The sequence below is a fragment of the Pantoea sp. SGAir0215 genome (assembly GCF_043543215.1).
Genome location: NZ_CP028031.1, coordinates 4,122,475 through 4,147,208, shown reverse-complemented (window position 1 = coordinate 4,147,208; position 24,734 = coordinate 4,122,475). Strand labels below are relative to the sequence as shown.

General features: G+C 55.1%; 27 protein-coding genes. 19 read left to right on the top strand and 8 right to left on the bottom strand.

Translation table 11 applies throughout. The annotated features are described in order from the left end of the window. The first annotated feature begins 35 nt into the window (after nt 1-35). Nucleotides 36-689 (top strand): PAQR family membrane homeostasis protein TrhA, encoded by a 654-nt coding sequence (locus tag C1N64_RS19350; protein WP_058708966.1) that lies wholly within the window; start codon nt 36-38, stop codon nt 687-689. A 32-nt stretch (nt 690-721) separates the two neighbouring features. On the opposite strand, the gene ygfZ is transcribed toward C1N64_RS19350, so the two are convergent. Next, on the bottom strand, nt 722-1,708 hold the full coding sequence (gene ygfZ, locus C1N64_RS19345) for a tRNA-modifying protein YgfZ (RefSeq protein ID WP_162285990.1): 987 nt from the start codon (nt 1,706-1,708) through the stop codon (nt 722-724). A gap of 224 nt (nt 1,709-1,932) precedes the next feature. On the opposite strand from ygfZ, the gene sdhE reads away from it, so the two are divergent. Further along, nucleotides 1,933-2,199 (top strand): FAD assembly factor SdhE, encoded by a 267-nt coding sequence (sdhE, locus tag C1N64_RS19340; protein ID WP_006120816.1) that lies wholly within the window; start codon nt 1,933-1,935, stop codon nt 2,197-2,199. Then, nucleotides 2,174-2,590 (top strand): protein YgfX, encoded by a 417-nt coding sequence (locus tag C1N64_RS19335; protein ID WP_033739615.1) that lies wholly within the window; start codon nt 2,174-2,176, stop codon nt 2,588-2,590. The genes sdhE and C1N64_RS19335 overlap by 26 nt, the downstream gene beginning before the upstream one ends. 10 nt (nt 2,591-2,600) lie before the next feature. Here C1N64_RS19335 and fldB read toward each other — a convergent pair whose 3' ends face one another. Then, complete coding sequence (fldB, locus tag C1N64_RS19330; RefSeq protein ID WP_006120814.1) at nt 2,601-3,119, bottom strand: flavodoxin FldB; 519 nt, start codon at nt 3,117-3,119, stop codon at nt 2,601-2,603. A gap of 102 nt (nt 3,120-3,221) precedes the next feature. Between fldB and xerD the strand changes: the two genes are divergently transcribed. The 6 genes from xerD (at nt 3,222) to C1N64_RS19300 (ending at nt 10,028) form a co-directional block, all read left to right on the top strand. Further along, nucleotides 3,222-4,115, top strand: a complete 894-nt coding sequence (gene xerD, locus C1N64_RS19325) for a site-specific tyrosine recombinase XerD (protein ID WP_033739613.1) — start codon at nt 3,222-3,224, stop codon at nt 4,113-4,115. Nucleotides 4,116-4,136: 21 nt separating this feature from the next. After that, on the top strand, nt 4,137-4,850 hold the full coding sequence (dsbC, locus tag C1N64_RS19320) for a bifunctional protein-disulfide isomerase/oxidoreductase DsbC (protein ID WP_039338429.1): 714 nt from the start codon (nt 4,137-4,139) through the stop codon (nt 4,848-4,850). Between the two features lie 3 nt (nt 4,851-4,853). Then, entirely contained in the window at nt 4,854-6,593 is a 1,740-nt protein-coding gene (recJ, locus tag C1N64_RS19315) for a single-stranded-DNA-specific exonuclease RecJ (protein WP_039338426.1), read from the top strand. Nucleotides 6,594-6,783: 190 nt separating this feature from the next. After that, a protein-coding gene (prfB, locus tag C1N64_RS19310; RefSeq protein ID WP_100208631.1) for a peptide chain release factor 2 occupies nt 6,784-7,882 on the top strand; the annotation gives its coding sequence in 2 pieces (ribosomal slippage) (nt 6,784-6,858 and nt 6,860-7,882; 1,098 coding nt in all). A gap of 9 nt (nt 7,883-7,891) precedes the next feature. Continuing rightward, nucleotides 7,892-9,412 carry a lysine--tRNA ligase gene (lysS, locus tag C1N64_RS19305; protein ID WP_033739607.1) on the top strand — a complete coding sequence of 507 codons (1,521 nt, stop codon included), beginning with the start codon at nt 7,892-7,894 and terminating at the stop codon, nt 9,410-9,412. Between the two features lie 124 nt (nt 9,413-9,536). Continuing rightward, nucleotides 9,537-10,028 carry a cupin domain-containing protein gene (locus C1N64_RS19300; protein ID WP_039338424.1) on the top strand — a complete coding sequence of 164 codons (492 nt, stop codon included), beginning with the start codon at nt 9,537-9,539 and terminating at the stop codon, nt 10,026-10,028. Here C1N64_RS19300 and C1N64_RS19295 read toward each other — a convergent pair. Beyond that, nucleotides 10,025-10,651: a hypothetical protein gene (locus C1N64_RS19295; RefSeq protein ID WP_006120808.1), complete on the bottom strand. Its 627-nt coding sequence runs from the start codon at nt 10,649-10,651 to the stop codon at nt 10,025-10,027. The genes C1N64_RS19300 and C1N64_RS19295 overlap by 4 nt on opposite strands. Before the next feature lie 368 nt (nt 10,652-11,019). Here C1N64_RS19295 and C1N64_RS19290 point away from each other — a divergent pair, with 368 nt between their 5' ends. Next, complete coding sequence (locus tag C1N64_RS19290; RefSeq protein ID WP_006120807.1) at nt 11,020-12,183, top strand: MFS transporter; 1,164 nt, start codon at nt 11,020-11,022, stop codon at nt 12,181-12,183. Here the strand turns inward: C1N64_RS19290 and C1N64_RS19285 are convergent. Then, nucleotides 12,180-13,100 (bottom strand): LysR family transcriptional regulator, encoded by a 921-nt coding sequence (locus C1N64_RS19285; RefSeq protein WP_006120806.1) that lies wholly within the window; start codon nt 13,098-13,100, stop codon nt 12,180-12,182. The two genes, C1N64_RS19290 and C1N64_RS19285, sit on opposite strands and share 4 nt — an antisense overlap. 101 nt (nt 13,101-13,201) lie before the next feature. On the opposite strand from C1N64_RS19285, the gene lysA reads away from it, so the two are divergent. Next, nucleotides 13,202-14,458: a diaminopimelate decarboxylase gene (gene lysA, locus C1N64_RS19280; RefSeq protein ID WP_367143675.1), complete on the top strand. Its 1,257-nt coding sequence runs from the start codon at nt 13,202-13,204 to the stop codon at nt 14,456-14,458. Between the two features lie 51 nt (nt 14,459-14,509). Here the strand turns inward: lysA and C1N64_RS19275 are convergent, their stop codons facing one another. The 4 genes from C1N64_RS19275 to mutH form a co-directional block, all read right to left on the bottom strand. Next, the gene (locus C1N64_RS19275; protein ID WP_006120804.1) at nt 14,510-15,550 is read right to left on the bottom strand and encodes an NADP(H)-dependent aldo-keto reductase; all 1,041 of its coding nucleotides are present in this window, start codon (nt 15,548-15,550) and stop codon (nt 14,510-14,512) included. Nucleotides 15,551-15,689: 139 nt separating this feature from the next. Continuing rightward, nucleotides 15,690-15,908: a YgdI/YgdR family lipoprotein gene (locus C1N64_RS19270; protein WP_006120803.1), complete on the bottom strand. Its 219-nt coding sequence runs from the start codon at nt 15,906-15,908 to the stop codon at nt 15,690-15,692. Nucleotides 15,909-16,028: 120 nt separating this feature from the next. Beyond that, nucleotides 16,029-16,739, bottom strand: coding sequence for a TerC family protein (locus C1N64_RS19265; RefSeq protein ID WP_006120802.1), 711 nt, complete (start codon nt 16,737-16,739; stop codon nt 16,029-16,031). 98 nt (nt 16,740-16,837) lie between these two features. Continuing rightward, nucleotides 16,838-17,515 (bottom strand): DNA mismatch repair endonuclease MutH, encoded by a 678-nt coding sequence (mutH, locus tag C1N64_RS19260; RefSeq protein ID WP_006120801.1) that lies wholly within the window; start codon nt 17,513-17,515, stop codon nt 16,838-16,840. A 685-nt stretch (nt 17,516-18,200) separates the two neighbouring features. On the opposite strand from mutH, the gene rppH reads away from it, so the two are divergent. The 8 genes from rppH (at nt 18,201) to C1N64_RS19220 (ending at nt 24,639) form a co-directional block, all read left to right on the top strand. After that, on the top strand, nt 18,201-18,728 hold the full coding sequence (gene rppH, locus C1N64_RS19255; protein ID WP_006120800.1) for an RNA pyrophosphohydrolase: 528 nt from the start codon (nt 18,201-18,203) through the stop codon (nt 18,726-18,728). Between the two features lie 12 nt (nt 18,729-18,740). Further along, nucleotides 18,741-20,987: a phosphoenolpyruvate--protein phosphotransferase gene (gene ptsP / locus C1N64_RS19250; RefSeq protein WP_006120799.1), complete on the top strand. Its 2,247-nt coding sequence runs from the start codon at nt 18,741-18,743 to the stop codon at nt 20,985-20,987. A gap of 108 nt (nt 20,988-21,095) precedes the next feature. Next, on the top strand, nt 21,096-21,977 hold the full coding sequence (gene lgt, locus C1N64_RS19245) for a prolipoprotein diacylglyceryl transferase (protein WP_033739682.1): 882 nt from the start codon (nt 21,096-21,098) through the stop codon (nt 21,975-21,977). Beyond that, a complete protein-coding gene (gene thyA, locus C1N64_RS19240) occupies nt 21,974-22,768 on the top strand; it encodes a thymidylate synthase (RefSeq protein ID WP_058702202.1) in 795 nt (264 codons plus the stop codon). The genes lgt and thyA overlap by 4 nt, the downstream gene beginning before the upstream one ends. Nucleotides 22,769-22,957: 189 nt before the next feature. Beyond that, nucleotides 22,958-23,428 (top strand): prepilin peptidase-dependent protein, encoded by a 471-nt coding sequence (locus tag C1N64_RS19235; protein WP_033739681.1) that lies wholly within the window; start codon nt 22,958-22,960, stop codon nt 23,426-23,428. Further along, entirely contained in the window at nt 23,425-23,952 is a 528-nt protein-coding gene (locus tag C1N64_RS19230) for a prepilin peptidase-dependent protein (RefSeq protein WP_081316783.1), read from the top strand. The genes C1N64_RS19235 and C1N64_RS19230 overlap by 4 nt, the downstream gene beginning before the upstream one ends. Then, nucleotides 23,949-24,353, top strand: a complete 405-nt coding sequence (locus tag C1N64_RS19225; RefSeq protein WP_054633216.1) for a DUF2509 family protein — start codon at nt 23,949-23,951, stop codon at nt 24,351-24,353. The genes C1N64_RS19230 and C1N64_RS19225 overlap by 4 nt, the downstream gene beginning before the upstream one ends. Then, complete coding sequence (locus C1N64_RS19220) at nt 24,313-24,639, top strand: prepilin-type N-terminal cleavage/methylation domain-containing protein (RefSeq protein WP_394515107.1); 327 nt, start codon at nt 24,313-24,315, stop codon at nt 24,637-24,639. The genes C1N64_RS19225 and C1N64_RS19220 overlap by 41 nt, the downstream gene beginning before the upstream one ends. Nucleotides 24,640-24,734 lie beyond the last annotated feature (95 nt).

The following is a 24,734-nucleotide window of genomic DNA, read 5'->3' as shown; positions in this document are numbered from 1 at the left end:
TCTGCAATGGCTCTCACTTTTCAGGCAGGAAGGTTATGACGCATAAACATTTTTCCACGCAGGGCTATCCACTGGCAGAGGAAATTGCCAACAGTATCAGTCACGGGCTGGGTTGCCTCTTTGGAATCGTTGGGTTAGTGCTGCTACTGGTTAAGGCAACAGCGATCCATGCGGATGTCACCACCATCGTCAGCTCAAGCCTGTATGGCGGCAGCATGATCGTGCTGTTTCTGGCGTCCACGCTTTATCACGCTGTCAGTCATTCACGCGCCAAACGCGTGCTGAAAAAAGTGGATCACTGCGCCATCTATCTGTTGATTGCGGGCACTTATACGCCGTTTTTGATGACAGGGCTGCAGTCACCGCTGGCTCACGCATTAATGGCGGTCATCTGGGGACTGGCGCTGCTGGGCATCCTGTTTAAACTGACGATCGCCGAACGCTATAAGGTGCTGTCACTGGTCACGTATCTTTGTATGGGATGGCTGTCGCTGGTGGTGGTCTATCAACTGGCGATGAAACTGTCGCCGGGCGGAATCTGGCTGTTGGCGCTGGGTGGCATCATCTATTCCTTGGGGGTGATCTTTTATGTGGCGCGCCGCGTGCCGTTTAATCACGCCATCTGGCACGGTTTTGTGTTAGGCGGCTGCATCTGTCATTTCTGCGCCATTTATTTCTACGTCATGTAGAAACAGGGCGGGAGAGGTTCCCGCCCCGACACTCAGTTTTCGTCCAGCGAATAAGGCAAAGGCTGAATAGTGAGTTTGCCTCCTTCATCCCCTTCGACGCGCAATACGCTGTCTGGCTCCAGATCGTTATTCATCACGACCTGCACCCAGGTCACGCCATCATCAAGCTGCACGGCGGCGAGAACGGTACCTGTGCGACGCCAGCGTTCACCCATCTGCAATTCCAGCGAGTCGTTTGCGGCAGGCAGATGGCTGGCCTGGCCTGACAGCCAGTACAGGGCGCGCTTATTGGCGCCACGGTATTTCGCGCGGGCCACCATCTCCTGCCCGGTGTAGCAGCCTTTTTTGAAGCTGATCGCGTCCAGTGCCTGCAAATTAGTCGCCTGGGGAATAAACTGCGCGCTGGTCGCAGGTTCAATCACCGGAATACCGGCTTCAATGTCCAGGGCCAGCCACTGTGTGCTGTCTGTTAACTGAGCATCCTCGGCCAGCTTCTGTTTCAGTGCTTCTGCCTCAGCAAGCGAGGTGACCAGTAAAAAGCGCTCTGCGGGCTGGGCAAACCACAGCAGGGTGGTTTCGCCCTGGTGCACCACGGGAGTGGTACTGTCAGGAAGGGCTTCAAACCGGTCGGCCAGCGCCGCGCGAGCCTGGAAACCGGCAACGCCCAGTAACACCACATCGTCATCGGCGGCCAGCGTCACTTTAGAGAATACGGCGTATTTTTTTAGCTCCGGCAACTGAGTATCACGCAGTGCCCGGCGCACTAAATAGGCATAACCTTCGCCGCGGTGAAACAGACGCAGATTGCTCCACATTTTGCCTTTCGCATCGCAGTGGGCGGCGGGCAGATGATGGGCGGCATCCAGCGCGGCGACATCCAGCGTCAACTGACCCTGCAAATAGGACGTACTGTCAGGGCCCACTACAGACACCAGAGCCCAGGTATCCAGAGACATTAACGTGAGCGGCAGACGCGATGAGGCCGCAGGTTGACGTGGGGGAAGCGTAAATGTTGGCATTGATAAATCCTGAGTATGAAGGTTCATCCGGAACAATATCTTCAATGGTAAAAGAGCAGACTGGCATTGCAACCTGTTTACTGAACAGGGCGCACAAAACGCGTGATGAACGCCATAAAAAGCGTCATCCTGCGGCGTTGTGCACATGACGAAGTCTGGAGCCTGCAGCCGCTGTTAATCCAGGTTACACTAGTCGCCACGATGTGAAACAGGAAAACTGATGCATGGATATTCATGATAAATCGCGCGTTCAATGGGCCTGCCGTCGTGGCATGCTGGAACTGGATGTCGCTATTATGCCGTTCTTCAAGTACGAATATGACACGTTAAACGATACCGACAAGCAGGTTTTCATTGCCCTGCTGAAAAGTGACGATCCGGACCTTTTCAACTGGATGATGAACCACGGCGAGCCAGCCGATCCCGAGCTGAAACGCATGGTGAAGCTTATTCAGCAGCGTAATCGTGAACGCGGCCCGGTGGCAATGTAACCTTCATCCCTCGTTGCAGGCGCGCACAATCCTTGCCCTGACGCTGGTGGTAACGCTAGCCGGCGTCGGGCTGATGCCCTTGTCTGCGGCAGAGTGGGTGATAAAGCCGGTGCTGTTCGCCCTCATCGTGTGGGAAGGATGGCGGCAGGACAGGCGCTTGTGTCTGCGCTGTGGAGCGCTACGACGCGACAGTGCCCGTGACTGGCACTGGCAGGATGAACACTGGCAAACGCAGCAACCGCTTTACTGGTTACCTGGCGCGGTGTTGCTGGTCATGAAGAACCCTCAAGGCAGGATAACGCGGTTTTGGCTCATGCAGGATAATATGCAGCCTGCTGAATGGCGCGCCTTACGCGCCTGCTGTTTTCGCGACAGACAACGCGCGCGTTAACACCGACAGCCTACAGGCGTTCGGCCGTTTCCGTCAGAATCTGCTCGCACCACTGCTCAACGCGCTCATCCGTCACGTCAAACTGATTGACGTCATCCAGCGCCAGCCCGACAAACTGTTTGCCATCCGCGCTAAGCGGTTTGGGGCTGGTAAATTCATAGCCATCCAGCGGCCAGTAGCCGACAAACTGCACGCCCATGGGTTGCAGCAGGTCGTGCAGCATACCCAGCGCGTCGAGAAACCATTCACCATAGCCAATCTGGTCGCCCATGCCGTAAAGCGCCACTATCTTGTTATGCAGATTGAGGGTGGGCAACTGCGGCCAGATGGCCTCCCAGTCTTCCTGTAGCTCGCCGAAGTCCCAGGTCGGAATGCCCAAAATCAGCAGGTCGTACTCTTCCATCAGACGCGGATCGTCATCTTTCACGTTGTGCAACGTCACTAACTCGTCGCCAATAAAATCCCGAATCTTCTCCGCTACGATTTCGGTGTAGCAGGTACTGGAACCGTAAAAAAGACCTATTTTCATGCAGATAGTGCTCTGTTAATCCAGACTTTGGCGTAATTGTATCAGAAGCAGGGGTGAATCAGGCATAATGAGCACGATTTCAGACTGAACGGCGGGGAAAACGTGCAAGACAGCGAACTGACAGAACAGTTTCTTGACGCGCTGTGGATTGAGCGCAATCTGGCGCAAAATACCTTGTCCTCCTATCGACAGGATCTGCAAACGCTCACCGGCTGGCTGGCGCATCACGGCCTGACGCTGGTGTCATTAAGCCCGCAGGATCTGCAACAGTTTCTCGCAGAGCGACTGGAAGGCGGCTATAAGGCCACCAGCTCAGCGCGTCTGCTCAGCGCTATGCGCCGCCTGTTTCAGTACCTGTACCGTGAAAAGATTCGTGTGGACGATCCCAGCGCCCAACTGGCCGCGCCAAAGCTGCCCCAGCGGCTGCCCAAAGATCTGAGCGAGGCACAGGTCGAGCGTTTACTGCAGGCTCCGGATGTCAACGTGCCGCTGGAACTGCGCGATAAAGCCATGCTGGAATTATTGTATGCCACCGGGCTGCGTGTTTCGGAGCTGGTGGGATTAACCCTGAACGACGTCAGCCTGCGTCAGGGCGTGGTGCGGGTGATCGGTAAGGGCAATAAAGAGCGCCTGGTGCCATTAGGTGAAGAGGCGGTTTACTGGCTGGAATATTATATGGAACATGGTCGTCCGTGGTTGCTCAACGGGCAAACGCTGGATGTGTTCTTCCCCAGTAGCCGCGCGCAGCAAATGACGCGGCAGACGTTCTGGCACCGAATCAAGCACTACGCCACGCTGGCAGGCATTGACAGCGAAAAGCTGTCGCCCCATGTGCTGCGCCACGCCTTTGCCACACATTTGCTGAACCACGGAGCAGACTTGCGTGTCGTACAGATGTTACTGGGACACAGCGATCTCTCCACGACCCAGATTTATACTCACGTCGCCACGGAACGTCTGCGACTGTTACATCAACAGCATCATCCGCGTGCATGACCGACGGATATAAGGAAAACAATGAACAAACATGTTGCCACGCTGGCGCTGCTGGTCAGCGCCTTTTCCGGTTTAACCCACGCTGATGACAGCGCTATTCAGCTTTCCCTGAAAAAGCTGGGTTTACACCAGACCGAGATTCAGCCGTCTCCGCTGCCAGGCTTCAAAACCGTGCTCAGCGAAAGCGGCGTCCTGTATGTGACCGATGATGGTAAGCACATGATCCAGGGTCCCCTTTATGATGTCAGCGGCACGCAACCGGTGAACGTGACCAATACGCTGCTGGATAAAAAGGTCGACGCGCTGGTTCCGGAGATGATCATCTATAAAGCGCCAAAAGAGCAGCATGTGGTCACGGTGTTCACGGACATTACCTGTGGCTATTGTCACAAGCTGCACGAGCAGATGGCCGATTACAATGCGCTGGGCATCACGGTTCGTTATCTTGCTTTCCCACGCGAAGGGATGAACGGTAATGTCGCCAGCGCCATGAAAGCGGTCTGGTGCAGCGCCGATCGTAACAAAGCCTTCGATGACGCGATGAAAGGTGATGCGCCGAAGATGGAGGCGCCTGCGTCATGCAAAACTGACATTGGTCAGCAGTATAAACTCGGCATTCTGTTCGGCATTCAGGGCACGCCCGCCATTCTGACCGATAGCGGAATGATGATCCCGGGCTACCAAAGCCCTCAGGAACTCAAACAGGTACTGGATAATCAAAAGCGTGGTGGTTAAGGCGTGGTAAAGCACGAAGTCGAATTACGTCGTCGTGAGGCGGTACCGGATTTGCCCGGGCTCCCTGCTGATTTGCCGCCGCTTCTGCGTCGGCTTTATTTGCAACGCGGCGTCAGTGATGCCGCTCAGCTTGAAAGAGGCGCGAAAAACCTGCTGCCGTTTAGTGCGCTGAGCGGTATTGATAAGGCCGTCGCCTTGCTGCATGAAGCGCTGCTGGATGGACGCTGTATTATGGTCGTCGGCGATTTTGATGCTGACGGTGCCACCAGTACCGCGCTTACCGTACTGGCTCTGCGCAGCATGGGATGCAGCAATGTTCAGTATCTGGTACCTAACCGGTTTGAGGATGGATACGGCCTCAGTCCTGAGGTTGTCGAACAGGCGAAAGCGCGCGGCGCGGAGATGATCCTCACTGTCGATAACGGTATTTCCTCTCATGCTGGCGTCGCCGTCGCGCATGCGCACGGGATTGCGGTGCTGGTGACCGACCACCATTTACCCGGCGAAACGCTGCCTGACGCGGACGCTATCGTTAACCCAAACCTGCCTGATTGCACTTTCCCGTCGCGTGCGCTGGCAGGCGTTGGTGTGGCCTTTTACCTGATGATGGCGCTGCGTGCCCATCTGCGAACCCAGGGCTGGTTTGGCGTCACGCGGGCAGAACCTAACCTGGCTGACCTGCTCGATCTGGTGGCGCTGGGCACGGTTGCGGATGTCGTGCCGCTGGATGCAAATAACCGTATTTTGGTCTGGCAGGGCCTGAGCCGCATTCGTGCCGGTAAATGCCGACCGGGCATCAAGGCGCTACTGGAAATCGCCAATCGCGATGCGCGCCAGCTGGCCGCCAGCGACCTGGGGTTTGCGCTGGGACCGCGGCTGAATGCGGCCGGAAGGCTCGACGATATGTCAGTCGGCGTCGCGCTGTTACTGACGGACGATCTCAGCCAGTCGCGTATGCTAGCCAGCGAGCTGGATGCGCTCAATCAGATGCGCAAAGAGATTGAACAGGGTATGCAAAGCGAGGCGCTGGCGCTCTGTCAGACGCTGGAGCGTGAGCAAACCGATTTGCCGCTGGGGCTGGCCTTTTATCATCCCGAATGGCATCAGGGCGTGGTAGGTATTCTGGCTTCCCGGCTCAAAGAGCGTTTTCACCGTCCGGTCATCGCCTTTGCGCCTGCGGGCGACGGCATGCTGAAAGGCTCGGGACGTTCGATTGCGGGCCTGCACCTGCGGGATGCCCTGGAACGGCTTGATACGCTCCACCCCGGGCTGATGCAGAAGTTTGGTGGTCACGCCATGGCGGCCGGGCTGTCGCTGGAGGAGGCGCGCTACGAGGAGTTTCGTCAGCGGTTCGCTGAACTGGTCGGCGACTGGCTGGCTGGCGAAGCGCTGCAAGGGGTGATGTGGTCTGATGGCGCGTTACAACCCGCTGAGTTTTCTCTGGAGACCGCCGAAATGCTGCGCGATGCCGGTCCCTGGGGACAGGCCTTTCCGGAGCCTGCGTTTGACGGCAAATTCCGGCTGTTGCAACAGCGGCTGGTGGGGGAACGTCATCTGAAAGTCATGGTGGAGCCACTGGGCGGCGGGCCATTGATCGACGGTATCGCGTTTAACGTAGATACCACGCTGTGGCCTGACAGCAGCGTTCGCGAGGTTGAACTGGCGTACCGGCTGGATATCAATGAATATCGCGGTAACCGCTCAGTGCAGTTGATTATTGAACATCTCTGGCCGCTCAGTTAACGGATGAAGGTGGACGGACGGGAGTCCGTCCGCCAGGCCTTTCTGACGTTGCCTCCCTCCCTTTCAGCACAGCCTGTCCCAAACGTTTACACCCTGCGCATTTTCTCAACGCTACAAACTGTCGCCGGTTTCGGGTAAACTCGCAGGTTACATTTCTTATTCCATCAAACGTTAAAAAGACGCTAAACACATGTTTGAAATTAATCCGGTCAAATACCGTATTCAGGACCTCACCGAGCGCAGCGACGTTCTTCGGGGGTATCTTTGACTACGATGCCAAGAAAGAACGCCTTGAAGAAGTAAACGCAGAACTCGAACAGTCTGACGTCTGGAACGAACCTGAACGCGCCCAGGCGTTGGGTAAAGAGCGCTCCTCTCTCGAAGCAATCGTGAATACGCTGGATCAGATGACGCAGGGGCTGGAAGACGTACAGGGCCTGCTTGATCTGGCTGTGGAAGCCGATGACGAAGAAACCTTTAACGAAGCGGTCGAAGAACTGGACGCGCTGGACGTTAAACTGGGTGAACTCGAATTCCGCCGTATGTTCTCAGGTGAGTACGACAGCGCAGACTGTTATATCGACTTGCAGGCTGGCTCCGGCGGCACCGAGGCGCAGGACTGGGCCAGCATGCTGATGCGTATGTATCTGCGTTGGGCCGAAGCGAAAGGCTTCAAAACCGAGATTATTGAAGAGTCCGAAGGCGAAGTGGCGGGCATTAAATCGGTAACCATTCGCGTGTCGGGCGATTATGCGTTTGGCTGGTTACGCACCGAGACAGGCGTTCATCGCCTTGTTCGTAAGAGTCCGTTTGACTCCGGTGGTCGCCGCCATACCTCATTCAGCTCCGCGTTTATCTACCCGGAAGTCGATGACGATATCGATATCGACATTAACCCGGCAGACCTGCGCATTGACGTTTACCGTGCCTCCGGTGCCGGTGGTCAGCACGTTAACCGGACGGAATCTGCGGTGCGTATCACCCATATTCCGACCGGTACGGTCACGCAGTGTCAAAATGACCGCTCTCAGCACAAAAACAAAGATCAGGCGATGAAGCAGATGAAGGCGAAGCTGTACGAGCTTGAGATGCAGAAAAAAAATGCCGAGAAGCAGGCGCTGGAAGACAATAAGTCGGATATCGGCTGGGGAAGCCAGATCCGTTCTTACGTTCTGGACGACTCACGAATTAAAGATCTGCGTACCGGCGTGGAAACGCGTAATACGCAGGCGGTTCTGGATGGCGATCTGGACCGTTTCATTGAAGCAAGTTTAAAAGCAGGGCTATAAGGAACCGACATGTCTGAACAACAACCGCAGAGCGCTGACGTCGCACTTGAGTTAAATAACGAACTGAAAACGCGTCGCGAGAAACTGAGCGTGCTGCGTGAAAACGGCGTGGCGTTTCCTAACGATTTTCGTCGTGATACCACCTCCGATCGGCTGCACGCCAGCTATGACGAGAAGAGTAACGAAGAGCTGGAAGACTTAGGCATTGAGGTCAGCGTGGCGGGCCGTATGATGACGCGCCGTATTATGGGCAAAGCGTCTTTCATCACCCTGCAGGACGTTGGCGGCCGCATTCAGCTGTACGTAGCACGTGACGATCTGCCTGAAGGCATCTATAACGAGCAGTTCAAAAAGTGGGATCTGGGCGATATCCTCGGCGCACGCGGTAAGTTGTTCAAAACTAAAACCGGCGAGCTGTCTGTTCACTGTTCAGAACTGCGTTTACTGACCAAAGCGCTGCGTCCGTTGCCTGATAAGTTTCACGGCCTGGCCGATCAGGAAACACGTTATCGTCAGCGTTATCTTGATCTCATCGCCAACGATGAATCACGCAACACCTTCAAAATTCGCTCTCAGATTATGGCCGGTATTCGCCAGTTCATGGTCGCTCGCGACTTTATGGAAGTGGAAACGCCAATGATGCAGGTGATTCCGGGTGGCGCATCAGCGCGTCCGTTTATCACGCATCATAATGCGCTGGATATCGATATGTACCTGCGTATTGCGCCAGAGCTGTATCTGAAACGTCTGGTTGTGGGCGGTTTTGACCGCGTGTTTGAGATCAACCGTAACTTCCGTAACGAAGGGATTTCGCCACGTCATAATCCAGAGTTCACCATGATGGAACTCTATATGGCGTATGCGGATTATAAGGATCTGATCGAACTGACCGAAAGCCTGTTCCGCACGCTGGCGCAGGATGTGCTGGGCAGCACCGTCGTGCCTTATGGTGAGCAGGAATTCGATTTCGGCAAGCCGTTTGAAAAGCTCACCATGCGTGAAGCCATCAAAAAATACCGTCCGGAAACCGATCTGGCCGATCTTGACGATTTCGATAAAGCCGTGGCAGTCGCTCAGGCCATCGGCATCAAAGTCGAGAAAAGCTGGGGCTTAGGCCGCGTGGTGACCGAGATTTTTGAGGAAACCGCAGAAGCGCACCTGATTCAGCCTACCTTCATTACCGAATACCCGGCGGAAGTTTCTCCGCTCGCTCGTCGTAACGATGAAAACCCGGAAATCACCGACCGTTTCGAGTTCTTTATCGGCGGACGTGAAATCGGCAACGGCTTCTCTGAGCTTAACGATGCGCAGGATCAGGCTGATCGCTTCCTGCAGCAGGTTAATGCCAAAGACGCGGGCGATGATGAAGCCATGTTCTATGACGAAGACTACGTTACTGCACTGGAACACGGCTTACCGCCAACGGCAGGTTTAGGCATTGGTATCGACCGGATGGTGATGCTGTTTACCAACAGCCATACCATCCGTGACGTGATCCTGTTCCCGGCGCTGCGTCCTGGCGCTAAATAAGTCTTGTTGTTCTGTAAAAAGGCCGGGTTATCCCGGCCTTTTTTCTTTCTGCTGTTCGCGATGCCGTGCTTGAGTCATCCCGCTCCCTCTGCCAGACTGAAATCTCAACAGGGAGCCAACCACGATGACACAACGTCCCGACTGTATTCGCCACTGGCAGACGCTGGAAGGCGACGATAACGAACACTATTCTGACAGCGATGAGCGTATGTCGATTGGCGCGCCACTGGGGCGGTTACTGGGGTTAACCCGCCTCGGCATTCACCATGAAAGGCTGTTGCCCGGACGCCGCATGTCCTATCCGCACGCGGAGAGCGCGGAAGAAGAGTTTATCTTTGTGCTTGAAGGTCATCCTGACGCCTGGATAAACGGTGAGTTGTACCCGCTGTCGCCGGGCGATGCCGTTGCTTTTCCGGCCGGAACCGGCATCTGCCATACCTTTATCAACAACCGCGACCATGAGGCGCGCTTTTTAGTGGTGGGCGAGGTGAGCAAACCCGAAAACCGTATTACTTATCCGCTCAATCCGGACTACGAAGCAACCCGTGAGGACAGGTGGCTGAATCCGCCTGAACAGACGATGGGCAAGCATCCCGGTTTGCCCGACAAAAATTAAGATTTTACGGCGTCATCCAGCCAGTGCTGAAAGCGAGAGTAAGGAACATAGAGGGCGACGTCTTTATACAACGTCTTGCCGCTGTGGTTATCGTTAATGCGCTGGCTGTAGCCGACAATCACGCCAGCCAGTGTGTCGTCAGAAGCATTGTAAACCGCGCCACCAGACATCCCTTTAACTACGCCGGCATTCGCTGCCACCACCACACAGTTAGCTTTGTTCCAGTCATTGGCCAGCGTGGTATTCACCAGATTCTGACCGGTTGAGCTGACCGGCATGGCCGAGATAAAGCTGTACCCGTAAAGGTTCACCTTATCGCCAATGTGGCTGTTACGGAAGGCAGGAGGAAGGTTGGCTTCGCTGTTCTTGTGGTAGACCACCGCCAGGTCGCACTCCGGATGCCAGGCTTTCACCCGGTAAAGCGAATATTTCGCCACGTGGGCCGCCGTGAGGCTGTAGTCCGGGGTCAGGGGAATGGTCGTACCCAGCGTGCCCAGCCCCATGATGGTTGGAATGCCGGTAACGGTCATATCAACCCGCTTTTCAGCTTCTTTACTGTACTCATAGTGACCGACTGAGCAACCCGTTAAGCCCAGTACCAGTAAGAGGGTAAGCCGTTGCATTATTCTCTCTCCGCGTCAGTTGGACTGCATTTCATCTGGCGATTCATAAGAGCTTTATCGGCAACGCTAATACTTTATTGATAACTAAAATCGGTATTAGCTAAAAAACGGCTACTTCGCTGGCAACCTTTCTGCTTGTTTTAAGTGGCGGGCTATCCCTTTCTCCTTAACCTCATGTTTAATAAGCATAGTTCATCTTACTGTCAATTATTGCCTTTCCTGCAATACAGTGTTGCCTCTGTGTGAGTATCCGATGACAGTCAGCTATGGTGTAATACAGAATGTGACAGAGATCATAAATTATAGCCTGTTCATCGCGATGCACGCGGAAGCAACCGCGTCGCAATAATCATATTTGGGAGAGTGTTATGCCTGTGGCATTACTGGCATTGGCGCTGAGTGCGTTCGCCATCGGAACCACTGAGTTCGTTATTATGGGGTTACTGCCGGAAGTGGCAAACGATTTACAGGTGACCATTCCGTCAGCGGGCTGGCTCATCAGCGGCTATGCCCTGGGCGTGGCCATTGGCGCGCCGGTCATGGCACTGTTGACCGCGAAACTGCCACGCAAGAAAACGCTGATTCTGTTAATGGCCATCTTCATCATCGGTAACCTGTTGTGCGCGCTGGCGTACAGCTACAACCTTCTGATGCTGGCGCGGGTGATTACCGCCCTCTGTCACGGTGCGTTTTTTGGCATTGGCGCTGTGGTGGCTGCCAGTCTGGTGGCTGCCGATCGCCAGGCGTCCGCCGTGGCGCTGATGTTTACCGGCCTGACGTTAGCCAACGTATTAGGCGTGCCATTGGGGACCTGGTTTGGTCAGCTGTTTGGCTGGCGTGCCACCTTCTGGGGCGTTGCGGTAATTGGTGTGCTGGCCTTTATTGCGTTGATCACCAGCCTGCCGGGAAATAAAAACGAGAAGCCCGTCAATCTGGCCAGCGAAATCAGCGCGCTGGCAAACGGTAAACTGTGGCTGTCGTTACTGATGACGGTCTGTTTTGCTGCCGCCATGTTTACGCTGTTCAGCTATATTGCGCCGTTGCTGTTGCAGGTCACCGGCATCAGCGATCATGGCGTGAGCTGGACTCTGTTCCTGATTGGGGCGGGGCTGACGGCAGGCAATATTTTGGGCGGCAAACTGGCCGACCGCAATGTGGCGCTCAGCCTGACAGGCAGTTTCCTGCTGATCGCGCTGTTCTCACTACTGTTTAGCTGGACCAGCCATGCGCTGTGGCTGGCGGAAATCACCTTGTTCCTTTGGGCGATGGCTACCTTCGCTACGGTACCCGGCTTGCAGATAAATGTCGTGCGCCACGGTAAGGAGGCACCAAATCTGGTGTCGACCCTGAACATTTCGGCCTTTAATGTCGGGAATGCACTGGGTGCCTGGGTAGGCGGAGCGGTTATCGCCCGGGGCTATGGGCTGACCAGCGTGCCGGTTGCCGCGGCCGCGCTGGCGGCGGTGGGGCTGATCGTCTGCGTGATCACCTTCCGTAAATCAGGCGGCGCGGCGGCCAGCGTTCACGCCTAAACCAGCCTGGCCGCAATCAGCGCCGGAAAACGGGCAATCTGATGTTGAAGGTGCGCCGCAAACGCGTCAACCAGTGCTGAAGCCGGCCGGTGGCGCGGCCGGACCAGACTGACGGTAAAGGGCACCGCCACGCTAAACGGACGCATGACGATCCCGCTGTCAGCATAATCGAGTGCTGTCAGCGGATTAACGACAGAAATACCCACGCCAGCCTGCACCATCGCGCACACCGAGGCTGCGCTATGGGTTTCCATCACCATCCTGCGAGTCACGCCTTGCTCATGAAACAGTGCATCCAGTAACTGCCGATAGCTGTCCGTACGTGACAGGCTGACATAGTTCTCACCCGCAAAATCCTGCGGCGTAAGTAAGTTGCGCTGCGCCAGAGGATGCTGTTTCGGTAAGACACAGACTTCATCGCAGGTCAGTAAAGCCTGGCGATCGGTACCGGCAGGTGCGTGCAGCGTTTCTGTCAGGCCCAAATCATAGCGCTGCGCCGACAGCCACTCTTCCAGCAGCGGTGAATCCTGCGGAATGATGTTCAGGCTGACGTCGGGATAGCGTTGTAAAAACGTCTGACAAATGGGCGGCAGCAACGACTGTGAGAAGGCCGGCAGACAGGCAATCGACAGCTCGCCCTGACGAAACTGCCGCAAACCTTCTGCCGCATCCATAATGCGGTCCAGCCCATACCACGAGCGCTGCACCTCTTCAAACAGGCGTAGTCCCTGCACCGTCGGTTGCAGACGGCCACGCACGCGCTCAAACAGTTGCAGACTCAACTGCCGTTCAAGCCGCGCCAGTTCACGGCTGACCGTGGGCTGTGAGGTTTGCAGCAGCGTGGCGGCCTGGGTGAGGTTGCCGCTGGTCATCACGGCATGAAAGATCTCGATGTGGCGCCAGTTAATCGTGGCCATGGGATATCCCATATCATTTATGCATAGATGCTATTAAAACAGATATTTTTCGGCATGGCACGAATCTGGCTTAATAGGAGGATTGCCACAGGAGACATGCTATGCCGCGTCCGTTAAACACCACAGAAACCGCCCTCAACGTTGATCATCTGCTGCCGCTTGCCCGCCAGTATTCTGGCCCGTTCTGGGCTTATGATGCGCAGGTGATTCAGCAGCGTATTGCACAGCTTCACGCTTTTGATGTGGTGCGCTTTGCTCAAAAAGCCTGTTCAAATACGCACATCCTGCGCCTTATGAAATCGGCCGGGGTTAAAGTGGATTCCGTTTCGCTGGGCGAAATTGAGCGCGCCCTCGTGGCTGGTTTTACGCCCGGCGGTGACGACATCGTGTTTACGGCTGACGTGCTGGATGAACCTACACTCGCCAGAGTTGCAGAACTAAAGGTGCCGGTGAATGCCGGTTCGGTCGATATGCTGCATCAGCTGGGTGCGGTTTCGCCAGGGCACGCGGTCTGGCTGCGTATCAATCCGGGATTTGGTCATGGCCACAGCCAGAAAACCAATACCGGCGGTGAAAACAGTAAACACGGCATCTGGCCGAGTGATTTGCCTGCTGCTCAGGCGGCGATTGAGCAATATGGATTGCGCCTGATCGGCATTCACATGCATATCGGCTCGGGCGTGGACTATGCGCACCTGCAGCAGGTCTGCGATGCCATGGTCGATCTGGTGGTGGCGTTCGGTCAGGATCTGGAGGCGATTTCTGCGGGCGGCGGTTTATCCATTCCCTATCACTATGGGGAGGAAGCGATCGATACCGAACACTATTTTGGCCTGTGGGACGCCGCGCGCCAGCGTATTGCCTCACATCTGGGTCACGCCGTGAAGCTGGAAATTGAACCGGGCCGTTTCCTGGTGGCGGAGTCAGGCGTGCTGGTGTCGCAGGTGAGGGCCGTTAAAGAGATGGGCAGCCGTCACTTTGTGCTGGTGGATGCCGGATTCAGCGATCTCATGCGACCATCGATGTACGGCAGCTATCACCATATCTCCCTGATGGCTGGCGACAACCGAAAGATTGATGAACAGGACACGCGTGAAAGCGTTGTCGCGGGGCCACTTTGCGAGTCCGGCGATGTGTTTACTCAGCTTGAAGGGGGCAAAGTGGAAACCCGGGCGATTCCCGACGCGAAAGTCGGCGACTATCTGGTGTTCCACGATACCGGGGCGTACGGTGCGTCCATGTCCTCTAACTACAACAGTCGACCGCTGATTCCGGAAATCCTGTTTGAAAACGGCACGCCACGCGAGATTCGTCGCGCGCAGCGTATCGAGGATCTGCTGGCTCTGGAATTGGGTTAACGCAGGCTGTCAGTCAGAACTGCCAGCCGCACTTGCGGCTGGCACATGGCATCACGGTGCTGGGTAGGTATAACGGCGGTGAATCGCCTCAAGCTCTTCCAGAATCTCACTACTGAGCGTCAGGTTGGCGCTGTCGATATTGATCTTTAACTGATCCAGCGTGGTGGCGCCCAGCAGCGTGCTGGAAACAAACGGCTGCTGGCGAACAAACGCCAGGGCCATTTGCGAGGGATCGATCTGATGCTTGTTTGCCAGCGCCACATATTCTGCGACTGCCAGCTGAGACTGCTCGCCACTGTAGCGGGTAAACCGGCTAAACAAGGTATTACGTGCACCAGCAGGCTGTGCACCGTTCAGGTATTTCCCACTTAGCGTACCAAAAGCCAGGCACGAATAGGCCAGCAGTTCCACGCCTTCATGCTGGCTGATTTCCGCCAGGCCCACCTCAAAACTGCGGTTCAGCAGGCTGTAGGGATTCTGAATAGAAACAATGCGCGGTAACTCATGCTTTTCTGCCAGTTGCAGGTAACGCATCACGCCCCAGGGGGTTTCATTAGAGACGCCGATGTAGCGAATTTTACCGGCCCGCACCTGTTCTGCCAGCGCTTCCAGCGTTTCCAGCAGGGTCACCGGGACGCTGGAAGCGCTGTACTGATAGCCAAGTTTGCCAAAGAAGTTGGTCTGGCGCTGCGGCCAGTGCAGCTGGTACAGGTCGATATAATCGGTATTCAGGCGCTTCAGGCTGGCATCCAGCGCTTCGCGAATGTTCTTACGATCCAGCGCCATATTAGGGCGAATGGAGGCATCGTTGCCGCGGGTCGGCCCTGCGACTTTACTGGCGAGAATGATTTTATCGCGGCTGCCGGTCTTTTTTAACCAACTGCCAATGTACTTTTCGGTCAGGCCCTGGGTTTCCGGGCGAGGCGGCACCGGATACATTTCGGCAGTATCGATCAGGTTGATGCCGGAACTGATCGCAAGATCCAGTTGCGCGTGGGCGTCGGCTTCGCTGTTTTGCTCACCAAACGTCATGGTGCCCAATCCAAGCTGACTCACTTCCAGCGTGCTATGGGGGATACGGTGATAATGCATTGCCGGCTTCCTTTTCTCTGAGGATGGATATTGTGTCTTAAGGGACTATAGCGCGAGGCGTAGCGGCTAAGAAAGGGAAACAACAAGGAGAAACAGCCTGCCGGAGAGGGAAAGGTCGACAGGCCTGCTCGTTTCGCATTTAACGCTCAATGATGGTTGATACTTCATCACTGTTAATCTGTACCGTATGGCCTGACTGATCGGTGTACTGTACCAGTCCGGTCTCCTTATCAATGCTCGGTTTGCCTTCCGTCATAATCATGCGACCGTCTTTTGTCGCCATCACATAATCAGAACTACAACCACCTAATGTCACTGCGGCAACGGCCGCCAATATAATCTTACTCAGCCCTTTCATTGTGCTTATCCTCGCAACGCGTCCACTGTAAAAAAATTGTAGTAATAAATCCTTTTACCGATTGGGTTAATCGTATCAATCTGAAAATAGGTGGGCGGCAGGCCGCCGCCCTTGACAACGCTAGCTGACTTTTTTCTTACTGCGCATCAGGTTAAGGCACTCAACGGCCATCGAGAAGAACATGGCAAAATAAATGTAACCTTTTGGTACATGCACGCCGAAACTCTCCAGAATGAGGGTGAAACCCACCAAAATCAGGAAAGAAAGCGCCAGCATTTTGACCGACGGATGACGGTCAACAAATTCGCCAATACTGCGTGCCGCAAACATCATCATTAAGACGGCAATCACCACGGCGGCCATCATAATAAACAGATGGTCTGAAAGGCCGACGGCTGTAATAACCGAGTCGAGGCTGAAAATAATGTCGAGCAACATAATCTGCACAATCGCTCCCAGGAACGAATGCACATTGGATTTGTGTTCGGTTTCCTCACCTTCGATAGTTTCATGGATTTCCATGCTGGATTTCCAGAGCAGAAATAAGCCACCAAACAGCAGAATAAGATCGCGTGCGGAGAACGGATGATCCATAAGGGTAAACAGGGGATTGGTCAGTTTTGCTACCCAGGCAATCGAGGCCAGCAGTCCCAGCCGCATCAGCATCGCGCCCATCAGACCAATGCGCCGTGCGCGGGCCTGCTGATGTTTAGGCAGTTTTGCCACCACTAATGACAAAAAGATAATGTTATCAATGCCCAGAACCACTTCCAGAATGGTCAGGGTGCCCAACGCCAGCCAGGCGTTAGGATCGGAAATCCACTCGAACATACCTGCACTCGTATCCTAAACGAAAAGTAAACGAAGATTATACGCACCTAATCTGTCGAACTCACATTTAAATAGTGCATGGCCTGGGGAAAGGGGATTCAGAGAAGAAAATGGCGGGCAAGCAGCGGGGCGGTAAAGCTTTTCTTGAGATAAAACCCGCGCGGTAACGTCATAATGGGCTGTCCCTGTTCGCCGATCCCTTCGGTCAGGGCCCGGCTGTTAGCCGCTTTGGGACGAATTTGCAGCCAGGCACCATGACGGGCAGTAATACGTTCCACCTGACCCAGCACAATCATATCCATAAGTTCTTCCCAGTCCTGACGCAGCATGTCTTCTTCTTGTGCCGTCGGGCTCCACAGCAAGGGTGCGCCTACCCGGCGCTCGCCAGGGGGAATATCACGCTCACCCTCAACCGGCATCCATAGTACGCGAGCCAGCTTATGGCGAACATGACTGTTTTCCCATGTCACGCCGCTGTTACCGGTCAGCGGTGCAACGCAGACAAATGTGGTTTCCAGCGGTTTGCCTTCACGATCGACAGGGATGGTTTTCAACTCAATGCCCAGATGCGCAAAATCCTGCTCGGCTTTACTGCCTGCGCTGGCCCCCAAATGCCATTCCAGCAGCATGCCCACCCAGCCTTTATCGCGCTTCAGATTGGCTGGCGTTGGAATGCCGGCCTGTTCTGCCAGACAGTGTAAAGGTAAACCTGCCAGTGCCTGCGCCCGCGCGAACAGTACCGATTCGTTTTCAGGTGGCTCTGGAAGAGTGATCATATGCGTAACCCGATGTGGTTAAAAAATAAGCGCCCTGCGGCCTGTCAGGTTTTCCACAGGAATGAGCAGGGTAAGGTGCGCATAATAACATGAAACATAGTGCTTTTTTAAGAATGCACCGCTTCATGCTGTTAACGACGGGTCAGGTTATCCCAACTTGCTATCAACAATGAACAGGATCTTATGACCAGTTATCCACAGAAAGATGGGATAACCTGGCATCAGACGGGTTACTGGTTCGATTTACAGCCTTGACTTTGCTGTTTTTTAGCAAAAATTAGCCGGTTTGCTGCAAGCTTGAACCGATATCTGTGGATAAAAAGCCGGGTGGTGGATATTTAGCCAATTGTCAGCGACAGGACATTATACAATGTCACTCAGACGAATTTATTCAAACCTCAGCAGAGAAATAGTCTTATATTTCAATAGCTATTTCAGAATGACAGTAAAGCGTATTCAGATTCCTCCCAACGGGTTATTCAGTTAACTCCCGTGTTCTACACAAAGCTATCCACAGAAAACGTGAATAAGATCGATATTTTCTCGGTGCTTTGTTTATAACTTTGCATTCTTCTGTGAGTTATCCCGAGATTACGGTCCCCATTGCCCGTGAATCCAGTGGTTTACCGCCTGTAAGGAGTGTGAAACAATCAGACCATTCAAATTTAGCTTTTGAGGTAGTCCAGTGATCGATGATGATGGCTACCGCCCGAATGTTGGTATCGTAATTTGTAACAGGCAGGGACAAGTGTTATGGGCCAGGCGCTTTGGACAGCACTCCTGGCAATTTCCTCAGGGAGGCATCAATCCCGGTGAAACCGCAGAACAGGCGATGTATCGCGAATTGTTCGAAGAAGTAGGGTTACACAGAAAGGATGTCCGAATACTTGCATCTACCCGTAACTGGTTGCGCTACAAATTGCCAAAACGTTTGGTGCGTTGGGACACAAAACCGGTTTGTATTGGTCAGAAACAAAAGTGGTTTCTTCTGCAGTTGATGTGCAGTGATGCAGATATTAATGTGCAACACAGTAGCACGCCGGAATTCGACGGCTGGCGCTGGGTGAGCTTTTGGTATCCGGTACGTCAGGTTGTCTCTTTTAAACGCGATGTGTACCGTCGGGTGATGAAGGAGTTTGCAGGCGTTGTCATGTCCATGCAGGAGAGTGCGGTGCAGCGAAATCATCCTGCCCATCGACGTAAAAGAGGATAGGCCACGCCCTTTATGCTCACTCAGTTGCGAGAAATTGTTGAAAAGGTGGCGAGTGCGCCCCGTCTGAACGAAGCACTCGACATCCTGGTTAATGAGATCTGTCTGGCTATGGAAACGGAAGTCTGTTCCGTTTATCTGGCCGATCACGATCATCGCTGTTATTACCTGATGGCGACGCGCGGTCTGAAAAAACCGCGTGGCCTGACGGTGAAACTGGCGTTTGATGAAGGGATTGTGGGCCTGGTCGGTCGCCTGGCCGAGCCTATCAACCTGGCTGATGCGCAGAGCCATCCGAGCTTTAAATACATCCCCTCCGTTAAGGAAGAACGCTATCGCTCTTTCCTTGGTGTGCCCATCATCAGCCGCCGCCAGCTTCTGGGTGTGCTGGTGGTGCAGCAGCGCGAGCATCGCCAGTTCGACGAAAGCGAAGAGTCTTTTCTGGTTACGCTCGCCACCCAGCTAGCGGCCCTGCTGTCACAATCGCAGCTGAGCCAGCTGTTTGGCCAGTATCGCCAGGCCCGTGTTCGCGCCATCGCGGCCGCACCGGGTGTGGCGGTTGCGCCGGGCTGGGTGGATGAAACCCAACCCCTGCTCGATCAGGTCTCCGCGGCCTCCACGCTGGATCCACTGCGCGAACGTGAGCGCTTGTCACTGGCGATGAGTGAAGCCGCCAGTGAGTTTCGTCGCTTCAGTAAACGCTTTTCTGCCAGCGCGCAGAAAGAAAGCGCGGCAATCTTCGATCTCTACTCGCACCTGTTAACGGATGCCCGCCTGAAAAAAGATCTCTTCGATGAGATCGAACGCGGATCCGTGGCCGAGTGGGCAGTCAAAACCGTGATTGAAAAGTTTGCCGCGCAGTTTGCCAGCCTGACGGATAGCTATCTGAAAGAGCGCGCGGGCGATCTGCGGGTGCTTGGGCAGCGGTTACTGTTCCACCTTGATGATTCCCTGGTGGGCGTCAATGCCTGGCCCGAACGCTTTGTATTGGTAGCCGATGAGCTGACAGCGACAACGCTCGCCGAGATCCCGCATGATCGCCTGGCCGGTATTGTGGTGCGTGACGGCGCCGCGAATTCGCACGCCGCGATCCTGACCCGCGCCATGGGGATCCCCACGGTGATGGGCGCAGACATTCAGCCCGGCCAGCTCAATAAGCGCCTGCTGATTGTCGATGGCTATCGTGGTGAACTGCTGATCGACCCTGAACCGGTGATCGTGCAGGAGTACCAGCGGTTAATCAATGAAGAAAATGCCCTCAGCAAGATGGCTGAAGGCGGTGTAGACAGACCGGCAGAACTGAGAAGCGGTCAGCGCATACAGGTGATGCTTAATGCGGGACTGAGCCCGGAGCATGAGCAAACGCAGGGCAGTTGGGTTGACGGCATCGGTCTTTACCGTACGGAAATCCCGTTTATGCTGCAAAGCGGATTCCCGTCAGAAGAAGAGCAGGTGGCACAGTATCAGGGCATGTTACAGCTCTTTCACGACAAGCCCGTTACGCTGCGTACGCTGGATATCGGGGCCGATAAACAACTGCCTTACATGCCGATTAGCGAGGAGAACCCGTGTCTGGGCTGGCGCGGAATCCGATTGACGCTCGATCAACCGGAAATTTTTCTGGTGCAGGTGCGCGCGATGCTGCGTGCGAATGCCGCCTCAGGCAACCTGAGCATCTTACTGCCGATGATCAGCCACATTGATGAGATCGACGAGGCCAAACGGCTGATTCAGCGTGCCGGGGCAGAAGTGGAAGAGATGCTCGGCTATGCGATTCCGAAGCCGCGCATCGGCATCATGATTGAAGTGCCCTCGATGCTGTTTATGATCCCGCATCTGGCCTCGCGTGTTGATTTTATCTCGGTAGGCACCAACGATCTGACCCAGTATTTGCTGGCGGTCGATCGTAACAATACGCGCGTGGCGAATCTGTACGATTCCCTCCATCCGGCCATGTTGCGCGCACTGCAGGCCATTTCTGTTGAAGCCCATTTGGCGAATCTGGAATTGTGTTTGTGTGGTGAAATGGCGGGCGATCCGACCTGCGTGGCGCTGTTGGTGGGAATGGGATATCACCACCTCAGTATGAACGGGAAAAACGTCTCGCGTGTTAAATACCTGCTGCGTCATCTGGATTACGAAGAAACGCAGAAGCTCAGCACCCAGGCGCTTAAAGCCTCGTCAGCGACGGAGGTACGCCAGATGATGTCGGCGTTTATGGAACAGCGTGGTTTGGGCGGTCTGATCCGCGGCGGGCGTTAACCCAGGTTACATTTCTGCGACTACGCAAAAAACTGGCTGTGCTATGATGCACAGCCTTAATTTATGTGCATCACGTCCCCTTTCAGGGCAGAAAAAAAACGGTGAATGATGAATAACGGCTACATCGCATTTCCACAGTTTGATCCGGTGATTTTCTCAATCGGACCGCTTTCGCTTCACTGGTACGGGTTGATGTATCTGGTGGGATTTGTGTTCGCCATGTGGCTGGCGGTGCGCCGCGCGAACAAACCCGGCAGCGGCTGGAAAAAAGAGGAAGTCGAAAACCTGTTGTATGCCGGCTTCCTGGGGGTTTTCCTGGGCGGACGTATCGGTTACGTGCTGTTTTATAACCTGCCGCTGTTCCTGGAAAATCCGCTTTACCTGTTCAAAGTCTGGGATGGCGGCATGTCGTTCCACGGCGGTCTGATTGGCGTCATCCTGGTGATGCTGATTTTTGCGCGCCGTACCAAACGTCATTTCTTCCAGGTTGCTGATTTTATTGCCCCTCTGATTCCGTTCGGCCTCGGCGCCGGTCGTCTGGGCAACTTTATCAATGGTGAACTGTGGGGCCGCGTCGATCCCAATTTCCGTTTCGCCATGCTGTTCCCCGGCTCACGCAGCGAAGATATCGCGCTGGCGGCTAACAACCCACAATATCAGGCACTGCTGAACACCTATGGCGTCCTGCCGCGCCATCCTTCACAGCTCTATGAACTGTTCCTTGAAGGCATTGTGTTGTTCATTATCCTGAACCTGTTTATTCGCAAACCCCGCCCGATGGGCAGCGTGTCCGGCCTGTTCCTGATCGGCTACGGTTGCTTCCGCTTTATTGTTGAGTTCTTCCGTCAGCCCGACGCGCAACTGGGTTTGCTCACCGGCGGCCTGAGCATGGGACAAATACTGTCTCTGCCGATGATCATCGCCGGTGTGATTATGATGATTTGGGCGTACCGTCGACGTCCGCAGCAACAACTTCACGAGGAAAAATGAAACAGTATCTGGACTTAATGCGCTACGTGCTGAACGAAGGCACACCAAAATCTGACCGTACCGGTACAGGCACGCTTTCAATTTTTGGTCACCAGATGCGTTTTAATCTGCAGGATGGCTTTCCCCTGGTCACGACTAAAAAGTGCCATGTTCGCTCCATCATTCATGAGCTGCTGTGGTTTCTGCAAGGGGACACCAACATTGGTTACCTGAAAGAAAACAATGTCTCTATCTGGGATGAGTGGGCAGATGAGCAGGGCAATCTGGGACCGGTATACGGCAAACAGTGGCGTAGCTGGGGCACCGCCCGTGGCGAAGAGATTGATCAGATCACCAAAGTGATTGAACAGATCAAGCGCGATCCGGATTCCCGCCGCATCATTGTCTCGGCGTGGAACGTGGGCGAACTGGATGAAATGGCGCTGGCTCCGTGCCATGCCTTTTTCCAGTTCTACGTCGCGGATGGCAGGCTCTCCTGTCAGCTTTACCAGCGTTCCTGCGACATTTTCCTGGGGCTGCCGTTTAACATCGCCAGCTATGCGCTGCTGGTGCATATGGTCGCGCAACAGTGCGATCTGGAGGTCGGTGACTTTGTCTGGACCGGCGGCGATACGCACCTTTACAGCAACCACCTGGAGCAGGCGCGCCTGCAACTGACGCGCGAACCGCGTGCGTTACCGAAGCTGGTGATTAAACGCAAGCCTGCCTCGCTGTTTGACTATCGCTTCGACGATTTTGAGATTGAAGGTTACGATCCGCATCCCGCCATCAAAGCGCCGGTTGCGGTCTGAACACCCGCCGCCAGCATCCGCCCCGGTCTTGCCACAGCATGCCGGGGCGTTTTTTTTACAGCGATGTTGCGGCGCGGTGCACACTTGCACTGATCATGTCTTTATCCAGAGGAATAATGCTGTAGCTTTGCTTCCAACAGGTGGCTTTCGGGCTTGCTGAAGCGCTCGCTGCTGCGGCACTCTGCCGCCATGAAAAGATCACAGTCAAAAGGGTTTACGCTGGCGGAGCTGCTGCTGGTGATGGTAATCGCTGGCATACTCAGCGCCTTTGCCACGCAAGGCTGGCAGCGCTGGCAGCAGCGTCAACAGCTTCGCGATACGGCGCTGCAACTGCAACACTTTCTGTTACGCGTCCGTGCTCAGGCCAATGCGCAAAACCGGGACCTGGTGCTGTGGCACCGCCCCACACAGCCCTGGTGTATCGGCGTGGCAGCACCGCCACAGAATGGCTGCAGTACGGCAAGCCGCCTGCACTTTATCGCGCCGTATGCGGACATCACCCTTCACGCCCTGCGTGGCGAGCCGGGTTTTTACGGACGCCGCAACGTGGCCAAAGCGGGCAGCATTGAGCTGCGCAATCGCGCCGGAAAAATACGGGTGATTATTTCTGCACGGGCGCGAATTCGTCTTTGCCGTATTGACGATGCGGACTGCGAATGAAAATGGCCGGGTTTAGTCTGCTGGAAATGCTCATCGCCATGGCGATCAGTGCGGTGCTGATGGTCAGTGCAGGACGCTTTATGCCGCGACTGTTGGCCGAAAACCTCAGGCTGCAACAACAGGTTCAACTGCGTCAGGAGTTACAGCAAATGCTGTCCACGCTGGAAAAAGCGATCCGGCGGGCGGGTTATTGCCACGGGGAGTGCGGAACGGGTGGCCTGATGACAGCCGAAGGCTGTGTGCTGATCCGGTTTGACGAGAACAGCAACGGTCAGTGGGAAGGGGTTACGCACAGTGAGAGCGATTACTACGGTTACCGGCTGCGACAACACCAACTGGAGATGCAGCGTGGTGTGGATAACTGCAACGGCAGTGGATGGGAACGGCTTTCCGATCCGGCTTTCCTTTCGATTGAGGCATTCGACGTGCGCCGTGAAGGCCGGCTGGTCACCGTTGTACTGCAGGGGCGAAGCGGGAACCGAACCGAAACGCTGGAAAGCCGGGTCGAAGGAATGAATCTGTGAACGCCGAGGGCAACAGTGCGCTGGGGATGGTACTCATCATCCTGCTGACAGGCGGCATCACGCTTCAGGCCAGCCGCGAGATGCTGGCGCAGGGAATGTTTATCGTCGCCGATGAGCAACACGCTATTCAGGGGTTTTGGCAGGCCCAGTCGGCACTGCAATGGGGACTGACATTAACGTGGCCAGCGCAACCACCTGCCACCTGCCAGCGCGAGTCGCAGTATGGCTGGCAGGCGTGCCTGCATCGCGTGGACGATGAGAAAGGATTGCTTAAAGGTGAAACGCAAAAAAGTGATAAGGCGTTATGGCACTGGGTCAGGCTGGAGGGCAGCAAAATCAGTCCCTTGCCACAGGGCTGGATTGATTATTGCCCGCAATCCGCGCCGGAGCAGTGCCTGTGAGGCGGCAGGATTTAGCCTGCCGGAAGCCTTGTTTGCCCTGTTACTGATGGCCATCAGCACCAGCGCCTTATTGCAGTATCACCGGGTGTTAACGCTCGGCTTTAGTCAGCAATGGCAGCAGCGTGAAGCCTGGCGTGTGGCGGAACAGCGGTTGTTGGGGCGTGAAGTGGCGGGCTGGCAAACGCGGTCAGATAAAAAAACGGGGCCGGGCGGCTGTACGCTGGAAACGGTTACGGTGAGCGGTCCGCATCAACGTCAGGCCAGCCTGACGCGATTACACTGCTGAGCGGATGAGAATGGGTTTTCACGGTAGGCTTCAAATGCGATACGCGGTAGAGTGAGTACCGTCTGCCATCGCCATGCCGTTTAGCGTTTCCACAG